Raw genomic sequence first — 20821 nt, forward strand, 5'->3', positions numbered from 1 at the left:
GGGTGAAATTATCAACAAACTTAGGCTATAGTATAAAAGAATATAGAATGGTGAATTATAAGCATATTTTGATTAAGCAGTGAAAAGGGGAACGCATGTCAGGCATGCAAGATGAGCAACAAAAAGAGACCAACAAATTAAAATCCACTCTAAACAAAAGTCTAGATGGCAGTAAAAAAGCCCTAACGTTCTCAATGAGGGTGGTTGATTTTGTTTGTGCAATTCCATTTATTGCGCATTTAATCCGCACGGCTCAACGTTTTACCGATAGAATGGGTAACCAGTTTGGTGCCGCAATTACCTATTTCTCGTTTTTATCTCTAATCCCTGTACTGATGTTTAGCTTCGCTGCGGCAGGTTTCGTGTTAGCCAGCAATCCTGAATTACTTGAGAAGCTCATTCGTGGCATTTCTGCCAATATCACTGATCCCACACTCGCTAATACCCTTGAGCAAACCATTGATACGGCTATCCGCCAGCGCACCACCGTGGGGTTAACGGGTTTAGCGTTAGCGGTCTATTCTGGCGTTAACTGGGTAAATAACTTGCGCTTAGCGATTTTGGCGCAATCTCGCACCATTTGGGAACGGAATGAATCGGAGCAAGAAAATATCATTTTCCGCTACGTTCGTGACTTTTTCGCGCTAATTGGCTTGCTAATTGCGTTAATTGTCACCATTACACTGACCTCCGTAGCAGGCTCTGCGCAAGCAACCATTGTCAGCACCCTTGGCTTAGACAGCATCGAGTGGCTTAAACCCGTTTGGACACTGATTGGTTTAGCAATTTCCATTACTGCCAACTTCTTATTATTTTTGTGGATTTTCTGGATTTTACCGCGCATGCAGCACCGTCGCCGCTCACTGCTAAAAGGCACCTTGCTCGCCGCGATTGGGTTTGAAATCATCAAATCTATCATGACATGGATTTTACCAACCTTAGCCTCTTCGCCATCGGGCGCAGCTTTCGGTTCAGTATTGGGGTTAATGGCATTTTTCTATTTCTTTGCCCGACTCACACTCTTTTGCGCTGCGTGGATTGCCACGGATGAGCCGAAAGGTGGTGCACAAGACGTTCTCACTTCTTAATCTCAATCATAGGGGAATGATAAATTCATCATTCCCTTCACGCATTTATTCCATCTCTTTCACTAATGTCGCCATCAAATCTTTTGCGCTCATTTCACGGACTTTTGCCACATTTTGTCCCGCCCAATGAGCGGCAAATTCATCACTGCCTGAGTGAGTTGCCGCGGCATTCAGTTGCTTACCCACATCATAAGCGATGGGATAATCTGGCAATTTACTTTCATCATACTGCTGCCCCGCTTGCATAAATTGGTTGAAAATACCTCGGGCAGGTCGCCCTGAAATAGCGGCTGTTAAATAAGTATTATCCGTTGTTTGGCTTTTCAGTTTACGACGATATCCTTCATTTGCCGCAGATTCTGGGCATAACAGAAAGGCAGTTCCTAATTGTGCGGCAGAGGCGCCATGAGCAAGGGCTTGCTTGATATCCGCACCATCCATGATCCCCCCAGTTGCAATAATCGGTAATTGAGTGTGTTTAGCAAGTAGCTCAACCAGCTGACTTGTTGTCAGTTCTTCATCTTTTAATTGCACATCAAACATACCGCGGTGACCACCCGCTTCTATTCCTTGCGCCACAATCGCATCAATGCCTGCTTGCTCAATTAATTGGGCTTCATGTAAGTTTGTCGCCGTCGCCATCGTAAAAATACCGTTTTCTTTCAAAGCATTGATAACTTCACGAGACGGTACATTGAAGTGGAAACTCACGACTGCGGGTTTCATTTCTAAGAATAGTTCCAACATGGCTGGGTTATCTAAAAATGAGAGATAAATTTCATCCAATTGCTCAGGGGCTTGATGGTTAAATTGCTGAAATTTAGGCTGTAAATGTGCCAACCAAGCCTGTTCGTTCTGGCTATTGCGTTGTGGTGTCATATGGCAAAACACATTCACATTAAACGGTTTGTCCGTCAGTGCTTGAGTGGCGGCAATCATTGACCTTGCTTGATCTACCGAGCTCGCACCCAATGCTAAGGAGCCTAATCCGCCCGCCTCACAAACGGCGGCTACCAACGCAGGTGTTGAAACCACCGCCATAGGTGCTTGAATAATAGGATATCGTAGGTTGAGGCGATGCAGTAATACATTGGAATGGCTCATACTTTCCTTACCTTTTTATGCTTACGCGATAGATGAATAGCATGTTAATAAATTGCATATAATATGTATCTTTATCATTCTATCCCAATATTCATCCAATGAACCTAACTGTTTTTCGGAATGTGATAACGACCGCATTTCTCATTACTCTCATAACATTAGCAAACTAAACGCATTTTAAGCGTGTATGTTATAGCAACAAACTGCCTAAGATACAGTGAACTCACGCCTAAGGAATCCGACAATGCAAATCTCTCAATTGGAAAATCTATCTTGTGGTGTCGTCGTTTATTACCATAATCAGCCACAAAACTGCGTTGGAACATTCTGTGCACGAGGTAGCGATCTTGCGGGGGAACCATTAACTGTCGATACGCCTTTACGCATTGCGAGTAACACCAAACCCTTTACTGCCGCAGCAATTTTACGCTTGGCTGAAATGGGAAAGCTATTTGTGGATGACAGCATTTCTCATTATATTTCACCCAAATACAATCAATTACTATCACCAAAATACGACACCGATGCGATTACGATCCGTCACCTACTCAACCACAGTAGCGGGCTATTGGATCATGCCAACGAGGAATACCTCAAAGACGTCTTAAAACGTCCTGATTATCAATGGACACGTTCAAAGCAAATTGAGCTATATGTTCAGCAAGATCACCCATTTTTCCGCCCCTCCGAAGCTTTTATCTATTCTGATACGGGCTATATTTTGCTTGGGAATATTATTGAGCGAATGACGGGGCAAGCATTGGGAGAAGCCGTCCGAGAACTCTTGAAATTTAATGAAATTGGCTTACAGACTGCCTACTGGGAAACATTTGAACTCCCTGCAACAACGGAAGCTCGTGCAAAACAGTACCTCGGAAAACTCGATTGCTCCAACATGGATCCTTCAATGGATGTGTATGGCGGTGGTGGCTTAGTGATGTCTTCGAAACAAATGGCGCAGTTCTTCGAAGCGCTATTTAGCGGTAAGATTTTTACCAAATCAGAAACCTTAGACACCATGTTAAGTGCAGGTTCCCATGAAGGGGCGCAAGGCTATCGGCAAGGGATCATGGTCAATGAGGTCAACGGCATGACACTCTATTCCCACTTAGGCTTTTGGGGTTCCGTTGCGTACTACTCACCGGCAACTCAAACCAGTGCTGCTGGTTTTGTGGATAATCGAGATTCACGGAACGTACTGATTAACGCGATTGAAGCGTTGCTGACGTCTAAATAAAGCGCCATCAACACAAAAAATAGCCCTCATTTTGAGGGCTATTTTTATTCAGTTGACCATTAACGAGTTAATGGTGCTGGAATCGGTAACGCTGGTGCAGGCTCGCCCTCTTGAGGCTCTGCGACTGCGGGAGATTCAGGTGCCGGCTCCACAACCACAGGTAATTTAGGCCATAACACTTGCGTGAATTTCTGGCGAATTTGCTCCGCATCCATAGTCTGTTTTTCTTTCGGCTGCGCTAAGACAATCGCCGCTTCTTGAGACAGTAAACGACGCGCTTCCATGTTTACTTGCTCAAGATTTTGAGTTCCTAAGAACGCTTGTCTGAGTAATTGATACTGCTCAGGCGCGATATCCACGACACCATTTTGTTGTGAAATCAAACGCTGGCTAATTAGCACATCAGTACTGGTACGCGCATATGCCGCAAACAGTTGTGATAATTGAACTTGCTTCTCTTTCATCATGTCATTGAACAGCTCTGGGTCAATACCATTTTGTTTGATTGCCGCCAGCTCATTCAACGCCACGTCTGCCACTGCTGCCATTTTTTCTGGTGGTGCAGAAATCGCTAACGTACAGCTCGCTTTTTGATACTGAACACGACAATCTAAGCCCGGCGTCACACCCTCTTCCGCAAACTTTTGTTTAAAGGACTTCTGTAATGAGCGGTAAATGGCTTCTCGAGCGAGGTCACTTCCCCAATAACGCAGCAACACGTTGGAATCTTTGATTGGCAACCAATCAATATCCCAAATTAGCGAGAGGGTATCTTGCGTTGATTTGTCTTGAAGGATATCAATTGCCTGAGGCTTCACTGACGATAAAACAGCAACTGAAACAGGCTCAGAACGCTTACCTTCTAACGATGAAAACGCTTGAGTGATACTGTCAGATAACATGCGAGAATCCACATGCCCCGCGACATATAATGTCATGACATCAGGTGTGTACCATTTTTGATAGAACGAATTCACACTGGCTAAATCGACTTTACCGTTTGGCTTCTGCCCTGGATCATAACCGAGCATCGCCGACCCATTGAGACGAGCACGCCAAACAGGGTCGTTGGCATTGACTGGTAAGGTAGCCACTGGAATATTGGGAACAGTTAACCCACTCTGTAATGAATTCTCAGTATATTGCGCCCCAGCCACAGACGTTGCCAACCAACTTAATGCTTGTTTCACCAAATCAGGGCGGTTGTTAGGCAGACTTAAACTATAAATTGTGTAGTCGTAAGAAACGACGGCTGGAGGTAACGGCATATCAGGGTCGGTTGCCTGACGCCAAAAATTTTGCAATGTAGCAGCAGGAAAAGCTTCAGATTGATGGAATAGCGCCATTCGAGGGATCAGATAACTGTACCCTTTTTCACTGGCTTTTTCAGATAACGAACCTGTTTTAATGGCTAACCGAAGTTGGATTCGATCATTTGGACGCTGTGGTGTTTGTAATAACTGCCAATTAAAGCCATTCTCGAGCTTTCCTTGCTGCCATGCTGGATCGGGTTGTAAAGGTTCAGCACTAGCAAAACCAGTGACTGATAAAAGTACCACGCCGATGATATATCGCACTTTCAAACCCTGCATGTAGACCCCTATGTTCTTTATATCCTTGTATTTAACCGTAAACAGCAACAGAAAAATTAACGAAAAACGCTAATTGACTCGGTTAAGCGATATAGTTTGGCTTCATCAAAAATTTGATTATCACTATACCCGAAAAAAACATCGCTGCATGTTATTGAGATAATTGGGCGGCGCTCAATACGCTAAGTCGCTAAGTTGATCACTAAAATGCATGTTAAACATCACCATTTATTTGCTGATATTTCGCATTTTGGATACGACAGATAGTGAGTAAGTCGCCCGAATCTTGCTGCTAACAATATGATAGGTATGTGTAATGATATTAGACCACAAACCTTATAACATGTTCATGGCTTAATCTGAATTTTGTTGTTTTATTTGACGATTATAACCTTTCGCCAATAACCCTATCTCATCATCTTGATGATATTGAGAAACTTCCAAATGGTCGACGTACTGATTTGCTTGCAACTCCCCCGCCATTTTACGCAGTGGGCGTACAATCATGCGGCTCACACACCACGTCATCGCAATGGAGATAATCAGCGCTAGCAGCAAATACGTTGTCGTTAGCAACGCAAAGGTGTTGAGTGCAAAACGGTAAACCCGGTTAGAATCCACTTGTAACGTCAAATAACCTTGAGGTTTCGCTTGTGGCGCTACCGTACCATAGGCATACAATGGAACAGTCATCTCAACCGGAATACCAATAAGCGGTAAAGACCATTCTGGGATCGGTTTCGGCGTGGCAAAGCTTAAATTCATTACCGTCGCATTATCCACCGTAACAATGGCTTTTCCCATAATCCCCGAGGTTTTCAGGCTCACAAGTAGCCTTTTGGCTTCGTTTAAATCAGAGCTAAGTAGTGAGTCCGTCAATGGTTTCTGGACTTGAACTACAGCATTGCTCAGTTGATTTAAATAATCTTGTTTGCGCTGTTCTAAGAGGTAAGTAAATTGAATGGACAAAAAAAGTGCAAGAAAAAGCAACGTAATCACAAAGAATACGACCATGCTCTTAAACGTGAGTGAACGTTGGACACGAGTGTTCATTTCCCACAACCTTCCTAATCAAGCTGCTTTTTAAAGAAAAAAATCGGACAAACAGTATACTTGATTTTCTGTATAAAGGTGCAGCTTTAAAAAAGAAAGATCACTTATTTAGGATAAGCTCCAAATTAACCGCTAAAGTGAGTAAATACAGCATGAAGAAACGGCAGAAAGTTTGCTTTTCTGCCGTCTAAAGTAATTAATTTGCGACTATTACCTGCTTTTCGTCTTCATCAACGGCAAAACAAGCGACTAACTGCTCACGGTAGTTTTTCAATACAGGCTGAGATTGCGTGCAAGGACCAAAAGCGCGTCGACAACGTGCTGCAAACGCACACCCCGGAGGCGGATTCATGGGGCTCGGTAATTCTCCCGTTAATTTGATGCGCTCACGGCGTTGGTCAGGATTCAAACGTGGCGTCGCAGAAAGTAGCGCTTGAGTGTATGGATGTTGAGGATTGTTAAAAATCTGCTCTTTAGTCCCCTTTTCCACACAACGCCCCAAATACATCACCATCACTTCATCCGCGATATGCTCTACCACCGATAAATCGTGGGAAATGAACACATAGGAGAGCCCCAATTCTTGCTGTAAATCCATCATCAGGTTCAATACTTGAGCACGCACAGACACATCCAACGCCGATACTGGCTCATCCGCCACAACCACATCAGGGTCTAACATCAATCCACGGGCGATAGCGATACGCTGACGCTGCCCACCAGAAAACATGTGCGGATAGCGGCTATAGTGCTCCGTTTTCAAACCCACTTTTGCCATCATGGATAACACTTTTTCTTTACGCTGCTCTTTCGATAGCGAGGTGTTAATCAATAAAGGCTCTTCCAAAATTTGTCCGACTTTTTTACGTGGGTTCAACGAACCATACGGGTTTTGGAAGACAATTTGGATTTTTTGGCGACGCAGTTTCTCTGCCGCTTTATCTTTAATCAGTAAGTTTTGATCACGATAATACAGCTCACCGTCCGATGGTTGCTCAATCATCGTTAACAGGCGCCCAAGTGTGGATTTCCCACAACCTGACTCCCCAACCACCGCCAATGTTTTCCCTTTTTCTAGCTCAAAAGAGACACCATCAAGCGCTTTGAGTGTTTTCTCCTTCGAGAAGACCCCACCTTTCACGGAATAATATTTTTTCAAGTCCACCGCTTTTAATAACGGCATTCCTTTAGCTTGTTGCTCACTCATAGCGTTGGTCTCCCCATATCATCCAGTGGCATGTGACATTTCACCTGACGGTCACCAATGGTTTGCAACGCAGGCTCCTCTTGGCGGCAACGATCCGTTGCATACGGGCAACGCGGGTTGAGCAAGCACCCTTCAGGGCGGTCATATTTACCAGGTACAACACCCGGCAAGGAAGCTAAACGCGATTTGTTGCTAGCAAACTCAGGCAGTGCGCGCAGCAATGCTTGGGTATATGGGTGTCTCGGATGTTTAAAAATATCCTTCGCTTTCGCAGACTCGACCACTTGCCCTGCATACATCACGATAATATGGTGCGCGGCTTCCGACACTAACGCTAAGTCATGGGTAATCAGTACTAGCGCCATATTTTCTTGTTGTTGTAATTCCAACAATAATTCGATGATTTGCGCTTGAATGGTCACATCAAGCGCCGTAGTGGGTTCATCGGCGATCAACAACTTTGGACGACAAGCAATCGCCATCGCAATCATAATTCGCTGACTCATCCCGCCAGATAACTGGTGAGGATATACATCAAGGCGTGACTGCGGATCAGGAATTCCCACCATGTTTAGCAGGTCAATGGCCCGCTGTTTACGGGTGCTTCTATTGCCCCCTTGGTGTACTTTTAACGCTTCCATGATCTGATAACCGACCGTAAAGCATGGGTTCAAACTGGTCATCGGATCTTGGAAAATCATTGCCACATCTGCGCCGACAATTTGGCGACGCTCTTTTTCAGGAATCGACAATAAATCGCGTCCATCAAACTGCAACGATTTCGCCATCACTTTGCCGGGGTAATCAATTAACCCCATAATCGCCAGTGAACTAACTGATTTACCGGAACCTGATTCGCCTACGATCCCCACCACTTGCCCTTTCTCAACTTGGTAGCTGATGCGGTCAACGGCGCGAAACGGTGTCCCTTCGTCACCAAAGTGAACGGAGAGTTCTTCTACATTTAACAATGCCATTAGATTACCTCATCACTGCTTGAGTTTTGGATCAAAGGCGTCACGTAAACCATCACCCATCAGGTTAAACGCTAATACCGTTAATAAAATTGCTAATCCTGGGAACGTTACGACCCACCATGCGCTTTGTGCAAACTGCAACACATCAGACAACATAGTTCCCCATTCTGGTGTTGGTGGCTGTGCCCCCATTCCCAGAAAACCCAGTGCAGCCATATCTAAGATGGCGTTCGAGAAGCCTAAAGATGCCTGTACAATCAATGGTGCCAGACAGTTAGGTAAAATATTGACGAACATTTGACGCAACGCCCCTGCTCCCGCCACTCTCGAGGCAGTCACATAGTCACGATTCACTTCCACGAGAACCGCGGCTCGCGTCAAACGAATATAGTGCGGTAATGCCACAAAGGTTAACGCTATCGAGGCATTGACAATCGAAGGTCCGAAAATTGCCACCAAGACCAATGCGAGTAATAAACTTGGTAGAGCCAACATAATGTCGACGACACGCATAATCAGCGCATCCACTACGCCGCCAAAATAGCCCGCAATCACCCCAATAGTGACCCCCATAATTAGGGATAACACCACCACAAGACAGCCCACTAATAACGAAAGCCTTGCTCCGTACATTAGGCGAGATAATAAATCGCGCCCGACATCATCCGTACCAAGAATAAACTCCCATGAACCACCCTCTTCCCAGACAGGTGGCGTCAATAACGCCTGGCGGAATTGCTCATCAGGAGCATGAGGCGCTAATACACCCGCAAGGATAGCAATTAATACCATCAAGATGATGTAGAACATACCAACAACAGCGCCTTTGTTACGCTTAAAGTAATGCCAGAATTCTTGTAAGGGTGTCATCGGCTTCGGGGCGCTGACAGCTTTCGACTCAGTTGTTTGAGACATGTTTGCGCTCCTTATTTCTTATGACGAATACGTGGGTTAACAATGCCGTACAGCACATCAACCACTAAGTTAACGAAGATAATCAACGTTGCGACAAGTAAGACGCCACCTTGAACCACTGGGTAATCTCGACGTTGTAATCCTTCAATTAACCAACGACCTAATCCCGGCCATGAAAAAATAGTTTCCGTCAAAATTGCACCGGCGAGCATCACACCGACCTGCAAACCAATGACCGTGACAACCGGCAGTAATGCGTTACGCAGGGCGTGAATTAAAATCACGCGAGCACGGCTAACACCTTTAGCTCTCGCCGTACGAATATAGTCTTCCCCTAATACTTCCAGCATCGCCGAGCGAGTCATACGCACAATCACAGCCAGTGGAATGGTTCCGAGTACAATGGATGGCAAAATTAAGTGCTCCAGTGCATCTTTGAAGTCTCCCGCTTCCCCCCAAATTAGGGTATCAATCAGCATAAAGCCCGTGAGCGGATTCGAATCATCAAGGAAAACTGTGTCGCTTACCCTTCCCGCAACGGGAGTGAGATCCCACTGAACAGAGACCAGCATGATCAACATGATCCCCCACCAGAAGATCGGCATAGAGTAGCCTGTTAATGAAACACCGATCGCAGTGTGATCGAAAATCGAACCACGTTTAACTGCGGCTAAAACCCCGACAGGGATCCCAACAGAAACCGCAAAAATCATAGCGCAAGTGGCCAGTTCTACAGTGGCTAAAAAGCGAGGTAAAAATTCTTCCCAAACACCAATGCGGCTTTTTAAGGAGATCCCTAAATCACCATGCATTATGCCGTTCAGGTAATGGAGGTATTGTTTCCAAAGTGGCTGGTCAAGTCCTAATTCAGCCATTAAGTATGCGTGTCTTTCTGGAGATAATCCGCGTTCACCCGCCATAATCATGACTGGGTCGCCTGGGATCATGTGAACGAAAGCAAAAGTAAGTAGCGTGATACCGATAAAGGTGGGGATCACGAGCCCGAATCGTCGGAGGATAAATTGCAGCATATCCTGAGTCTCTTTAATAATGCCGTCGACGGCTCTTAGTCCGCTTGGCTGGTCAGAAAAACAACGTTTTCATCTGCTCACAAATAACTAAATTTATCTGCATCTTCTGAACGTCAGAGGAGAAAACGCCCTCCGCTGCAAAGAGGCAACGAAGGGCATTTACAGATTAAAAACAATTACTTATCAATGTCTACGTTTTCGAAGTGGTGTTTACCTAACGGATCAACCACGTAGCCTTTTACTTCTTTACGCACAGGCTCAAACACGGTGGAGTGAGCGATGATCAGCGCAGGCGCTTGTTCGTTCATGACCACTTGAGCTTGTTTGTACAGTTCTACACGTTTGTTGTGATCAGATGTCATACGTGCTGGCTGGATCACGTCTTCAAAGCTTTGATTACACCATTTAGAGTAGTTAGAACCCTGTTTTTTCGCTGCGCAGCTGAATAAGGTCGCGAAGAAGTTATCAGGGTCACCATTGTCCCCAGTCCAACCCATCATCACCGTTTGAGGCTCGCCGCTCTTAGCACGTTTCAGGTATTCACCCCATTCGTAGCTAACCACTTTTGATTTAACGCCGATTTTCGCCCAGTCAGCTTGGATCATTTCTGCCATTCGACGAGCATTCGGGTTATATGGACGTTGAACTGGCATTGCCCACAGGTCAATTTCAAAACCTTCAGGGAAGCCTGCTTCCGCCAGCAATTTCTTGGCTTTTTCTGGGTTATATTCGGTATCTTTAATCGCGTCGTTATAACCCCACATAGTTGGTGGAATTAAGTTTTTCGCTTTTTGACCCGCACCTTGATAAACCGCTTGGATAATGGCGTCTTTGTTCACTGCCATCGACAGCGCTTGACGAACTTTCTGGTTATCCAGTGGTTTCTTTTCAACGTTGTAAGACAGGTAGCCTACGTTCAGACCTGGCTGCTCCATTAACGTAATTTCTTTATCTGCTCTCATGCGCTCTAAGTCAGCCGGATTAGGATACGGCATCACTTGGCACTCATTTTTTTGCAGTTTTGCATAACGCACTGACGCGTCAGGGGTGATAGAGAAGACTAAACGGTCAATCTTCGGTACTGCGCCCCAGTAATCTTTGTTCGCTTTGTACAGAATACGAGAGTCTTTCTGATACTGTTGCAGTTCAAAAGGCCCTGTTCCAATTGGGTTCAGGTCAACTTTCTCTGGGGTTTTTGCCTTCATCATTTGATCAGCATATTCCGCTGATAAGATTGATGCGAAGTCCATTGCCATATCCGCTAAGAATGGCGCTTCTGGGCGTGTTAATGTGATACGAACTGTGTTGTCATCGACTTTTTCAACTTTGTCGATAATTTTGTCCATGTCCATTCCCATAAAGTATTCATAGCTGCCGCCAGAAACTTTGTGATATGGGTGGTTTGGATCTTTTTGACGCATGAACGTATAGATCACGTCATCCGCATTTAAGTCGCGGCTTGGTTTGAAATCTTTATTGGAGTGCCATTTCACACCTTTACGCAGGTGGAATGTATACACTTTACCATCGTCACTGACTTCCCAGCTTTCTGCTAAGCCCGGCTCAATTTCAGTCGTACCCAGCTTAAATTCAACCAAACGGTTATACAGAGGGATTGAACTCGCATCATAAGTTGTTCCAGAGGTGAATAACTGCGGGTTAAACCCTTCAGGTGAACCTTCAGAACAATAAACCAGTGTTTTAGCCTGTACTGAGGCAGATACCGCTAAAGCAGCTAATGTTAAGCCTACCGTCAATAAACCTGTCTTTTTCATCGAGAGCGTCATTGGTAATGCTCCTGTGGTGTATGTTGTTTTATCGAATACTGAAATCCATCTTGGATAAGACAGATGCCGTATCTGTATTTTTTGTTATTCACTGTGCAATTAATCAACTGGAATACATTTCGTCAATAGCATTATTCACTGTAACAATTTCGCTTAAATAACATTTATTGGATTATTTCGGTGCAAATATAGCCTTATATGTTACGAAAATGTTTATTTCCTAGCGGTTATAACCAAAGAAACATTACTGGATAGATTTTTATAAGGACGTTAATTATTTGTATATTTGTGATTAAGTGCTGAATTACTGAGCGGAAATAGTGGGCAATACAAAAAACTGCAACATAAAACGCTAAATAGAATTCACATGAAACTATTTGTTAGCTGATTGTTTTGCATGTTTTTTATACTAAAAAAAATTGTTGGTGGATTTATATATCCTCTTACCATTTTCAGGGAATCGCGGGGGAAAATACCAATCACATTATGAAGGCTGGTTTTGATAGGTCGTCTGGTTTTGATAGGTAGACTTGTTTTGTTCCGAGCGCTTAGCTTAAAAGCAATGAAAAGCTTATTAATACGTAATGTGCATTAAATGATACGTAATAGTGGTAACTAAAAGGCGTTGGAAAAATGAGGGACACTGAAACGAAAAAACCCACCTCAATGAGGTAGGTTTTAGAATTTGGTCGGCGAGAGAGGATTCGAACCTCCGACCCACTGGTCCCAAACCAGTTGCGCTACCAAGCTGCGCTACTCGCCGAAAACGGTGTGAATAATACTGCCAAGAATGGGGATCGTCAACCCTATTTTTCGCTAAAACCGTTCGTATGCTGATAAAACCATCAAAATAGTATGGCTTCTTATTTTTACGTCTATTTTTGGGTAAAAAATAAGCGCTAAAAATATTTTAGCGCTTATTTATCCCAATCACTGGGAAGGTCATATTTATTCAATTATTTTCTAAATCAAAAATAACTGACTAAAAATCAGCCTATTGAAGCAGTGAAATATCTGCAACTTTTAAGAATAGCTCACGAAGCTGGCTTAACAGTGTTAAACGGTTATTCCGCACAGCAGGATCTTCATCCATCACCATGACGTTCGCAAAGAATTCATCCACCACTTCACGTAAAGAAGCTAACTCTACGAGTGCTTCTTGGTAGTTACGCTCCGCAAACATTGGCGCTAACTTATCTTGCAGTACCACAACGTGAGTCGCTAACTTCACTTCTTCTGGCGTTTTCAGTACAGACGCTAACACGCTATCAGCGAGTTTCTCTTCTGACTTACTCAGAATGTTAGAAACACGTTTGTTAGCAGCTGCCAGCGCTTGTGCTTCTTCTAAAGAACGGAAGTGAGTCACTGCTTTAACGCGCGCGTCGAAGTCAGCTGGCTGAGTTGGGCGACGTGCTAATACCGCTTGGATAGTGTCGATGCTGTAGCCCAGTTCTTGGTACCAAGAACGGAAGCGACCCAGCATGAATTCAACCACATCTTCCACGACATTTTTGTTAGTCAGTTTATCGCCATATAGACGTACAGCCTCTTGGGTCATTTCCACAAGATCAAGCTGATAGCCTTTTTCAACGATAATACGTAACACACCTAATGCCGCACGGCGCAGAGCGAATGGGTCTTTATCCCCTTTCGGATGCTGACCGATACCGAAAATACCTGCGAGAGTATCCATTTTTTCAGCTAACGCTAATGCCGCAGAAACATTAGTAGATGGCAATTCATCACCCGCAAAACGCGGTTGATACTGTTCTTTTAGTGCAAGTGCAACATCTTCTGACTCACCGTCATGGCGAGCATAGTGCATCCCCATAACACCTTGAGTGTCTGTGAATTCAAAGACCATGTTGGTCATCAAGTCACATTTAGCCAGTAAGCCTGCGCGGGTTGCGTGATTTACATCCGCACCAATCTTGCTTGCAATCCAACCCGCTAACGCTTCTAAGCGGTCAGTTTTATCACGCAGAGTACCTAGCTGTTGCTGGAACAGAACGGTTTCTAAACGAGGTAAGTTGTCTTCTAAGCGTTGTTTACGGTCAGTTTTGAAGAAGAATTCTGCATCCGCTAAACGCGGGCGAACAACTTTTTCGTTACCGGAAATAATTTGCTGCGGATCTGAAGATTCAATATTCGCCACAAAGATAAAGTTCGGCATTAACTTGCCTGCATTATCATAAACAGGGAAATATTTTTGGTCGCCTTTCATGGTGTATACCAGCGCTTCAGCAGGAACTTCTAAGAATTTCTCTTCGAATTTTGCTGTTAATACCACTGGCCATTCAACCAAAGAAGCCACTTCTTCAACTAAGCTGTCGGTTAAATCTGCTTTACCACCCAGCGCTTGAGCGGCTTTTTCTGCATCAGCAATAATTGTCGCTTTACGCTCAGCGTAATCTGTGATTACTTTACCGCGAGTGCGTAAAATTTCTGGGTATTGTTCCGCGTTATCAATTGTGAATTCAGCTTCACCCATAAAGCGGTGACCGCGAATAATGCGATCGCTCTTAATACCAAGAATTTCGCCCTTAACAACATCGCTACCCAGCAGTAATGTCACAGTATGTACAGGACGTACAAACTGAGTCTCTTTATCTGCCCAGCGCATTAATTTAGGGATCGGTAATTTTGCTAATGAACGGCTAACCATATCAATCAATAATTCGCTGACTGGCTGCCCTTTCATTTGTGCGCGATACAGTAACCATTCGCCTTTATCGGTGGTTAAGCGTTCTGCTTGGTCAACAGTGATCCCACAACCACGCGCCCAACCTTCAGCTGCTTTTGTTGGTTTACCTTCAGCATCAAATGCTTGGGAAATTGCAGGGCCACGTTTTTCAACTTCGCGATCTGGCTGAGCCGCGGATAAGTTTTCCACTTTCAGCGCTAAACGACGAGGCGCAGCAAACCAGTTCACTGCACCATGAGCGATATCTGCACCATCTAATTCCGCAGTAAAGTTAGCGGCGAATGATTCTGCAAGAGAACGAAGAGCCTTCGGCGGTAACTCTTCTGTACCGATTTCCACTAGGAAAGTCTGTTGAGTCATGACAGCCTCTTAGTTCTTATGACACATAGGGAAACCCAGCGCTTCACGAGAAGCATAATAAGCTTCTGCCACCCCTTTAGTCAGGGTACGGATGCGTAAAATATAGCGCTGGCGTTCTGTGACTGAAATTGCCTTACGGGCATCCAGTAAGTTAAAAGTATGAGCCGCTTTTAAAATACGCTCATAAGCTGGAAGTGGCAGAGGCGTTTCTAAAGCAAGCAGATATTGAGCTTCTTTCTCATACTCTTCGAAGCATTTGAATAAGAACTCAACATTGGCATGTTCAAAGTTATACGTGGATTGCTCAACTTCGTTTTGGTGATAAATATCGCCATACGTGGTTTTACCCAGAGGGCCATCACACCAAACGAGATCGTACACGCTATCAACGCCTTGAATATACATAGCAAGGCGCTCAAGACCATAAGTGATTTCACCGGTTACAGGTTTACACTCCAGACCACCCACTTGCTGGAAGTAAGTAAACTGAGTCACTTCCATACCATTTAACCAAACTTCCCAACCCAGACCCCAAGCACCCAGTGTTGGGTTTTCCCAGTTATCTTCAACGAAGCGGATATCATGGACAGTTGGGTCAATACCAAGTTCTTTTAATGAACCTAGGTACAACTCTTGGATATTGTCAGGCGAAGGCTTAATGATCACCTGAAATTGGTAATAGTGCTGTAGACGGTTCGGGTTTTCACCATAGCGACCATCAGTTGGTCGGCGAGATGGCTGAACATAAGCTGCTGCGATAGGCTCTGGACCTAAAGCGCGCAAACACGTCATTGGGTGTGAAGTACCTGCGCCAACTTCCATGTCCAGTGGTTGAACAATGGTACAGCCTTGGCGCGCCCAGTAATCCTGTAATGTCAGGATAAGACCTTGAAAGGTTTTGGTATCAAACTTTTGCATGTTAGATCCGCACGCGATACGTGAAATTTAAGAAAGTGACCAGTATACCCTTTGACCGCCAGATATACAGCAATGAATACGTCTGTAACCATTCTAAAAAGAAAAAAAATTAATTTCACCCCTTTAAAACTGTATTTTTATACAGTATAAAGATTCTATTCTTGCTCACAAGCTAAACATTATTAGAAAAAGGATGAAAAATGGAAACCTCACTCACTCGCTGTCATTGGGTCAACCAAGATCCCGAATATATTGCCTATCACGATAATGAATGGGGAAAACCCACCAAGGATAATCAAGAATTATTCGAAATGATCTGCCTCGAAGGCCAGCAAGCTGGGCTCTCTTGGTACACTATTTTGAAAAAGCGCCAAGGCTACCGAGACCTATTCCATCAATTTGATCCTGAAAAGATTGCCTTGATGGATGAAAAAGATGTAGAGCGGCTTATGCAAGACTCAAGAATCATTCGCAACCGATTAAAAATCAACGCGATTATTGCTAACGCTAAGGCTTATTTAGCCATGAAAAGCGAAGGAATAGATTTTTCTACTTTCATTTGGGACTTTGTGGACCACCAATCTATTGTGAATAAATGGACGGAATCTGCCCAAGTCCCTGCGGAAACAGAACTTTCTAAAAGCTTGTCTAAAGCACTGAAAAAACATGGCTTCAAATTTGTAGGTTCTGTTACTTGCTACGCCTTTATGCAAGCCACTGGGATGGTCAATGACCACCTTGTAAATTGTTGCCAGTATCGATAAATCAAAATTTATCGATGGAAACTGAATATATAACAACACAAATAAACTAAGCTTGGTCAATAAGATAACCCAAAAAACTAATTTATTACCTATGTTTGACATTTTATATGAAAAAGAACTGTAATTAAGCTATTGAACTCTAGGTGGGGGCGCGGTATGTTGGAAATTCCATTAACAACCTAATAAACAAATGTGAATAAATACAATGAATTTCTCTAAATTTGGTAATAAATTTGCTAAGAATTCAGGCATTTCAGTATTAATGAAAGACTTGAATGAAGGTCTCAGAACCCCCGGCGCTATTATGCTTGGTGGTGGGAACCCTGCTCATATTCCTGAGATGGATAAATATTTCCAAGATCTCCTCGCTGAAATGTGTGCCAATGGGCAATTGACCGATACCTTGTGTAACTATGATGGTCCTCAAGGCAAAGATGCCATGTTGAAAGCGCTAGCAGCAACTCTAAAAGCGAAACTAGGCTGGGATATCAGCGCGAAAAATATTGCGCTAACAAACGGCAGCCAAAGTGCGTTTTTCTATCTATTTAACCTACTTGCTGGTCGCTTTGAAGATGGTATCTCTCGTAAAGTGCTTTTCCCAATTGCCCCTGAATATGTGGGTTATGCGGATTCTGGACTTGATGACGACCTTTTTGTGGCAAATAAGCCGCAAATTGAATTTTTACCTGATGGACAATTTAAATATCACGTTGATTTCAACACTCTTGAAATTACTGAAGATATTGGCGTTATCTGTGTATCTCGCCCAACCAACCCGACAGGGAACGTGATCACCGATGAGGAAGTTCTGCATCTTGACCAATTAGCTAAGCAACACAATATTCCATTATTGATTGATAATGCGTATGGCGTTCCCTTCCCCGGCATTATTTTTAGCGAAGCCACACCATTTTGGAATGAAAATGTCATCCTGTGTATGAGCTTATCAAAACTCGGTCTACCGGGAACTCGCTGCGGTATTATTATTGGTAGCGAAGAGTTGATTGGTGCCATCAGTAATATGAATGGCATTATTAGTCTTGCTCCGGGTGGTATCGGTCCAAGCATCGCACTTGAAATGCTACAGCGTGACGATTTATTTGAATTATCTCAAAATGTTATAGGACCATTCTATAAACAGCGCGTTGAAGAAGTCATTAAGATCATTCGCCGCTATATCCCTGAAGATAAATGCCTTATTCATAAACCTGAGGGCGCCATTTTCTTGTGGTTGTGGTTTAAAGACCTGCCAATTAGTTGTTTAGAACTTTATCGCCGCTTAAAAGCACGTGGTGTATTGATGGTTCCGGGACATTACTTTTTCCCAGGACTTGAAGAAGATTGGCAACATGCCCATGAATGTATGCGTATGAACTATGTTCCTGAGCCGGAAAAGATTGAGCAAGGGATTCAAATCCTTGCTCAAGAATTAGAAAAAGCCTATCAAGAATCTGAACGCTAAATCTAGCTGCAGGGTTAAAAAAAGCCCTTTCCATGGAGGAAAGGGCCAAAATTAGCGAGAACTCCATAATTGAAATCGAATATATTTGTACACGACAAATCTTATTCGCGGTTATTAAACCACTTTTTCAATATCAGTTATGGCTAGAACAAAGACCAATTACGCCCTTATATAGACGGATACTTTTTCTCCATATCTTATTCCTTCCTTTATTCACAATCATAATGCCCAAAATAAGATAGCTAATAACTGCGGCGAAATAATGCGTAAAAACATTGCTAAAGGGTATACCGTGGCGTAAGAAAGTGCCGGTGCTCCGCTGGTTGGATGGATATTATTTGCAAAAGCTAATGCTGGTGGATCTGTCATAGAGCCAGCCAATACACCACATAGGCTTAAATAATTCATTTTTCCGAAAATGCGTGCAACTAAACCGGTGATAAACAGAGGAATAAAGGTAATTAATAGCCCATAGCCAATCCATGTGAGCCCATCACCTTGAATAAGAGTTTCAATAAAACTCCCTCCCGAATTCAGCCCGACAACTGCCAAGAACATCACAATTCCAAGCTCTCTCAACGCTAAGTTGGCACTTGGTGGCATAAACCAATACAGTCGTCCAATAGTACCTATCCGTCCAAGGATCAAGGCAACAACTAATGGTCCGCCCGCTAAACCTAGCTTCAATGCAGCAGGAAAGCCCGGCACAAATATCGGTAACGAGCCTAAAACAACCCCCAAACCTATCCCAATAAATACAGGTAACATCTGGACTTGCTGTAATTTTTGTTTCGCGTTTCCGAGTAAGGCAGTGACTGCTTCAATTGATTCAGGACGACCAACAATATTGAGGATATCACCAAATTGCAGTGCGGAATTGTTGTTTGCCATCAGGTCAATCCCAGTCCGGTTCAAACGAGTTACCACCACATCATACTTCTGCTTGAGATTCAGTTCTTTTAAACGTTTACTTAGTACGGCATCATTAGTCACAACCACTCGGACAGAGTGCAATACAGAACTTGAAGTTGATAATGAAGCTTCAACCTCCTCACCAAGGATTAGGCGGACTTTATTTAAGTCTTCTCTTTGCCCAACAACATGCAGTAGATCTCCCAGATGTATTTCTGTCGTCGGTTGAGGCACCATCAGCATTTCCCCACGCTTTAGCCGCGAGCAGACAATATCTTCGCTGCCTAACATAGGAATATCTTGCATCATCAAGCCATCAAGATTGGTATTTCGCACCGCAATGTTCATCGTTTGCAGTGAGTCACGATGCTGAACGTTCGCACTATTAAACTCCGCGGCTTCTTTATCTACCGAGATACGAAAGATAATACGAACGAGCCACATCACCAGCAAAATACCGCAAATCCCCATTGGGTAAGCCATCGCATACCCCATTCCCATTTGTCCGACCAAACTCGGATCAGACCCTAAATCAGATAGAATTTGCTGCCCAGCCCCTAACGATGGTGTATTCGTGACTGCGCCCGAGAAAATGCCCAAAATAATAGGTAAAGGGATATCTGCGATTTTATAGATAATAGCAGTAACGACTGCCCCTAAAATAACCACCATCAAGGCAAATCCATTGAGTTTTAAACCAGAAACACGCAAAGAAGAGAAAAAACCGGGTCCAACTTGTATCCCGATGGTATAAACGAAGAGAATCAAACCAAATTCTTGAATAAAATGCAGCATGTCATTATTGAGAGACAAGCCATAACTTCGCGCAAAATGCCCAACAATAATTCCACCAAAAAGAACCCCGCCAATCCCTAAGCCCACGTTGCGGATTTTCCAATTACCTATCCATAAGCCTAGTGCGGCAGCTAATGCTAATAAACTGACTGTAAGCGCTAATTCACTCATAGACCGCTATCCTTTTGACGACAATGAACCAAAATACGGGACATACGGAGTTATTACATTTGCAACTGAATCGATTGTGCCAAATAAACACAGAGGAAGTTGTGTGATAGAGCACAGTTCACAGCAATTCAATTATGCATTTTCATACTTTAGTTAAAAACAATTTAATTGCTAATTATTAACATCACCGACATAAAATAATACAAAAAAGAGCTATTATTCTGAGGGTATCTTAAATAATAATAGAGTTGCTCGATTGTGAATTTTTAGTTTTTAGTTATTATGATCTCTGATTAGGCAAAATTCATTTAAATGCAGGTCAACATATATATGCCAAGCTTGATTTTTTTTAGGTCGTTAGCATTTTCCACATTATTGACTCTTACATTAAGTGGGTGCTCCAGTATTATGACTCATGCTGGTCCTACTGATAGCTATTATCCTGGGACAAAAAATAGCGTTGATATGCTGCAGCATGAAGATACTGGCTGGGTAGTTAAGCCGTTGCTGGTTATTGATTTACCATTTACTGCACTCATGGATACATTATTAATTCCGATGGATTATATGCATTCAAACAGTTCACAAGAGGCAGACTCACCAAAAAAACGTGTAGAACAGCTTGATAAACAGCGACTTGATAAACAATCATCTGACAAGCTGCAATCTGATAAACAACCGCCAAAGAACCCTCAATGATTTTCCTATATTAAAGTAGCTTATTGATGCTCTAATCAGGAATAT

At 43.5% G+C, this 20821-nt stretch carries 16 protein-coding genes and 1 tRNA gene; 5 read left to right on the top strand and 12 right to left on the bottom strand.

The genetic code is table 11. From position 1 onward, the window contains the following. Positions 1-95 precede the first annotated feature (95 nt). Complete coding sequence (gene yhjD, locus JK188_RS09065; protein ID WP_211887206.1) at positions 96-1088, top strand: inner membrane protein YhjD; 993 nt, start codon at positions 96-98, stop codon at positions 1086-1088. Positions 1089-1133: 45 nt separating this feature from the next. Here the strand turns inward: yhjD and JK188_RS09070 are convergent, their stop codons facing one another. Continuing rightward, a complete protein-coding gene (locus JK188_RS09070; protein ID WP_211887204.1) occupies positions 1134-2192 on the bottom strand; it encodes an NAD(P)H-dependent flavin oxidoreductase in 1059 nt (352 codons plus the stop codon). A 244-nt stretch (positions 2193-2436) separates the two neighbouring features. On the opposite strand from JK188_RS09070, the gene JK188_RS09075 reads away from it, so the two are divergent. Next, on the top strand, positions 2437-3429 hold the full coding sequence (locus tag JK188_RS09075) for a serine hydrolase domain-containing protein (protein ID WP_211887203.1): 993 nt from the start codon (positions 2437-2439) through the stop codon (positions 3427-3429). Positions 3430-3488: 59 nt separating this feature from the next. Here the strand turns inward: JK188_RS09075 and JK188_RS09080 are convergent, their stop codons facing one another. From JK188_RS09080 to glyQ, 10 genes are all read right to left on the bottom strand, one after another. Continuing rightward, positions 3489-5021, bottom strand: coding sequence for a M16 family metallopeptidase (locus JK188_RS09080; protein WP_211887201.1), 1533 nt, complete (start codon positions 5019-5021; stop codon positions 3489-3491). 354 nt (positions 5022-5375) lie between these two features. Then, positions 5376-6074, bottom strand: a complete 699-nt coding sequence (locus JK188_RS09085) for a HAMP domain-containing protein (RefSeq protein WP_036948625.1) — start codon at positions 6072-6074, stop codon at positions 5376-5378. A gap of 196 nt (positions 6075-6270) precedes the next feature. Continuing rightward, positions 6271-7281: a dipeptide ABC transporter ATP-binding subunit DppF gene (dppF, locus tag JK188_RS09090; RefSeq protein WP_211887199.1), complete on the bottom strand. Its 1011-nt coding sequence runs from the start codon at positions 7279-7281 to the stop codon at positions 6271-6273. Beyond that, positions 7278-8258, bottom strand: coding sequence for a dipeptide ABC transporter ATP-binding protein (gene dppD, locus JK188_RS09095; protein WP_036948618.1), 981 nt, complete (start codon positions 8256-8258; stop codon positions 7278-7280). Before dppD ends, dppF begins: the two co-directional genes overlap by 4 nt. A gap of 12 nt (positions 8259-8270) precedes the next feature. After that, on the bottom strand, positions 8271-9173 hold the full coding sequence (dppC, locus tag JK188_RS09100) for a dipeptide ABC transporter permease DppC (protein ID WP_036948615.1): 903 nt from the start codon (positions 9171-9173) through the stop codon (positions 8271-8273). A gap of 11 nt (positions 9174-9184) precedes the next feature. Beyond that, positions 9185-10204 carry a dipeptide ABC transporter permease DppB gene (gene dppB, locus JK188_RS09105; protein WP_211887197.1) on the bottom strand — a complete coding sequence of 340 codons (1020 nt, stop codon included), beginning with the start codon at positions 10202-10204 and terminating at the stop codon, positions 9185-9187. Between the two features lie 176 nt (positions 10205-10380). Continuing rightward, positions 10381-11991, bottom strand: coding sequence for a dipeptide ABC transporter periplasmic-binding protein DppA (gene dppA / locus JK188_RS09110; protein WP_211887195.1), 1611 nt, complete (start codon positions 11989-11991; stop codon positions 10381-10383). 686 nt (positions 11992-12677) lie between these two features. Continuing rightward, positions 12678-12754 (bottom strand) — tRNA-Pro (locus tag JK188_RS09115). A gap of 231 nt (positions 12755-12985) precedes the next feature. After that, complete coding sequence (glyS, locus tag JK188_RS09120) at positions 12986-15055, bottom strand: glycine--tRNA ligase subunit beta (protein ID WP_211887193.1); 2070 nt, start codon at positions 15053-15055, stop codon at positions 12986-12988. Between the two features lie 9 nt (positions 15056-15064). Further along, positions 15065-15973: a glycine--tRNA ligase subunit alpha gene (gene glyQ / locus JK188_RS09125; protein ID WP_006659589.1), complete on the bottom strand. Its 909-nt coding sequence runs from the start codon at positions 15971-15973 to the stop codon at positions 15065-15067. A gap of 200 nt (positions 15974-16173) precedes the next feature. On the opposite strand from glyQ, the gene JK188_RS09130 reads away from it, so the two are divergent. Then, on the top strand, positions 16174-16737 hold the full coding sequence (locus JK188_RS09130; RefSeq protein ID WP_211887191.1) for a DNA-3-methyladenine glycosylase I: 564 nt from the start codon (positions 16174-16176) through the stop codon (positions 16735-16737). A 205-nt stretch (positions 16738-16942) separates the two neighbouring features. Beyond that, the gene (locus JK188_RS09135) at positions 16943-18199 is read left to right on the top strand and encodes a valine--pyruvate transaminase (protein WP_211887188.1); all 1257 of its coding nucleotides are present in this window, start codon (positions 16943-16945) and stop codon (positions 18197-18199) included. A gap of 219 nt (positions 18200-18418) precedes the next feature. Here JK188_RS09135 and JK188_RS09140 read toward each other — a convergent pair whose 3' ends face one another. Beyond that, a complete protein-coding gene (locus tag JK188_RS09140; RefSeq protein ID WP_211887187.1) occupies positions 18419-20077 on the bottom strand; it encodes a putative transporter in 1659 nt (552 codons plus the stop codon). A 330-nt stretch (positions 20078-20407) separates the two neighbouring features. On the opposite strand from JK188_RS09140, the gene JK188_RS09145 reads away from it, so the two are divergent. Then, positions 20408-20776 (top strand): YceK/YidQ family lipoprotein, encoded by a 369-nt coding sequence (locus JK188_RS09145; RefSeq protein ID WP_132496965.1) that lies wholly within the window; start codon positions 20408-20410, stop codon positions 20774-20776. Positions 20777-20821 lie beyond the last annotated feature (45 nt).

It is taken from the genome of Providencia sp. JGM181 (assembly GCF_018257375.1).
GTDB lineage: Bacteria > Pseudomonadota > Gammaproteobacteria > Enterobacterales > Enterobacteriaceae > Providencia > Providencia lanzhouensis.

Coding starts and splice junctions, on each gene's coding strand:
- yhjD (WP_211887206.1), top strand. CDS start 96: ATGTCAGGCATGCAAGATGAGCAACAAAAAGAGACCAACAAATTAAAA.
- JK188_RS09070 (WP_211887204.1), bottom strand. CDS start 2,192: ATGAGCCATTCCAATGTATTACTGCATCGCCTCAACCTACGATATCCT.
- JK188_RS09075 (WP_211887203.1), top strand. CDS start 2,437: ATGCAAATCTCTCAATTGGAAAATCTATCTTGTGGTGTCGTCGTTTAT.
- JK188_RS09080 (WP_211887201.1), bottom strand. CDS start 5,021: ATGCAGGGTTTGAAAGTGCGATATATCATCGGCGTGGTACTTTTATCA.
- JK188_RS09085 (WP_036948625.1), bottom strand. CDS start 6,074: ATGAACACTCGTGTCCAACGTTCACTCACGTTTAAGAGCATGGTCGTA.
- dppF (WP_211887199.1), bottom strand. CDS start 7,281: ATGAGTGAGCAACAAGCTAAAGGAATGCCGTTATTAAAAGCGGTGGAC.
- dppD (WP_036948618.1), bottom strand. CDS start 8,258: ATGGCATTGTTAAATGTAGAAGAACTCTCCGTTCACTTTGGTGACGAA.
- dppC (WP_036948615.1), bottom strand. CDS start 9,173: ATGTCTCAAACAACTGAGTCGAAAGCTGTCAGCGCCCCGAAGCCGATG.
- dppB (WP_211887197.1), bottom strand. CDS start 10,204: ATGCTGCAATTTATCCTCCGACGATTCGGGCTCGTGATCCCCACCTTT.
- dppA (WP_211887195.1), bottom strand. CDS start 11,991: ATGACGCTCTCGATGAAAAAGACAGGTTTATTGACGGTAGGCTTAACA.
- glyS (WP_211887193.1), bottom strand. CDS start 15,055: ATGACTCAACAGACTTTCCTAGTGGAAATCGGTACAGAAGAGTTACCG.
- glyQ (WP_006659589.1), bottom strand. CDS start 15,973: ATGCAAAAGTTTGATACCAAAACCTTTCAAGGTCTTATCCTGACATTA.
- JK188_RS09130 (WP_211887191.1), top strand. CDS start 16,174: ATGGAAACCTCACTCACTCGCTGTCATTGGGTCAACCAAGATCCCGAA.
- JK188_RS09135 (WP_211887188.1), top strand. CDS start 16,943: ATGAATTTCTCTAAATTTGGTAATAAATTTGCTAAGAATTCAGGCATT.
- JK188_RS09140 (WP_211887187.1), bottom strand. CDS start 20,077: ATGAGTGAATTAGCGCTTACAGTCAGTTTATTAGCATTAGCTGCCGCA.
- JK188_RS09145 (WP_132496965.1), top strand. CDS start 20,408: ATGCCAAGCTTGATTTTTTTTAGGTCGTTAGCATTTTCCACATTATTG.